Source organism: Idiomarina sp. 28-8 (assembly GCF_000320945.2).
Classification (GTDB): Bacteria; Pseudomonadota; Gammaproteobacteria; order Enterobacterales; family Alteromonadaceae; genus Idiomarina; species Idiomarina loihiensis.
Genome location: NZ_BANL01000051.1, coordinates 1 through 1,183 on the forward strand (window position 1 = coordinate 1; position 1,183 = coordinate 1,183).

Consider the following 1,183-nt stretch of genomic DNA (forward strand, 5'->3'; position numbering starts at 1 on the left):
AATATTTGAACTGGTGTACTCAGTTAACGCGCCGTTGGCGATAAAATTACCTTCAACACATACACCTTTAGCGTGGGCACGGCGGAATCCAGCGTGCGGGCTTGCACCTTCCTGAAAGTCAACAAATTGCTGGGCGGTGACCTGGTTACGGCCGAAGAAGCCAGCAGCGTACATAAATATAAGAATGAGTGTGCTAATAACCGCGGCTATGATTAACAACGGGGCTAAACGCTTCGAGGTGGCAGCAGACATGGTCAGCATCCATTTATAATGAGAAACATAGGGATAACGCCAAACGCGGCTGAGCGGATCACTACATTTTAGGTATTTTAAAGTGGCTCCCCGGCGAAGCCGGGGCAGCACTTTGGTTGAGACTATTTGATTTGGGTGAAACGCAGGTATGGGCGTTGCTCATCCCACCCCTGCGGGAACAATTTGGCAGCCTCTTCGTTACTGACCGTTGGTTTAATAATGACCTTGTCACCTGGCTGCCAGTCAGCAGGGCAGGCCACATTGTGCTTGTCTGAGAACTGCAGGGCATCAATTACCCGCAAAATCTCGTCAAAGTTACGGCCAACAGCCATCGGGTAGGTCATGGTCAAACGTATTTTATGGTTTGGGTCGATGATAAACACCGAGCGAACTGCGGCGGTTTCGCTCTCGCCTGGGTGGATCATGTCGTATAGCTGGGCAATTTTCTTTTCTTTGTCGGCGACGATGGGGAACTGCAGGTCAGTATGCTGCGTCGCATTTACGTCTTCGATCCAGCCCAGATGTTCCTCTACGGTGTCAGTAGACAAACCCAGTGGAATCACGCCGCGCTTGGCAAATTCTTCTGCCAGTTGTGAGGTTCGCCCCATCTCAGTGGTACAAACCGGTGTGTAATCTGCGGGGTGGCTAAAGAAAAACACCCAGTTGTCTTTAGCCCAGTCGTGGAATTTAATTTTACCTTTAGTGGTATCGATTTCGAAATTTGGGGCTGTGTCGCCAATACGTAAACTCATACTAGTTACCTCTGTGTGGTTGAAGGTGGCACTCAATGGCCACTTGAAATCCTTGGTTATAAGTATATTCTTTTATTGAATATATAAAATGTTGATCTTCTTGTGCTTCGTGGTGTAGAGCATTCGTGCCCGCATCACCTCGAAGGAGTAACCGCGCCCTTCACGGTTCTTGTCCTTGG

1 protein-coding gene and 1 pseudogene are annotated in these 1,183 nt (G+C 49.0%); both read right to left on the minus strand.

Translation table 11 applies throughout. The features are described 5' to 3' along the window. A pseudogene (locus RJ32_RS00065) lies at positions 1-252 on the minus strand (hypothetical protein); the annotation flags it as partial. Positions 253-374: 122 nt separating this feature from the next. Further along, on the minus strand, positions 375-1,004 hold the full coding sequence (locus RJ32_RS00070; RefSeq protein ID WP_034823216.1) for a peroxiredoxin: 630 nt from the start codon (positions 1,002-1,004) through the stop codon (positions 375-377). Positions 1,005-1,183 lie beyond the last annotated feature (179 nt).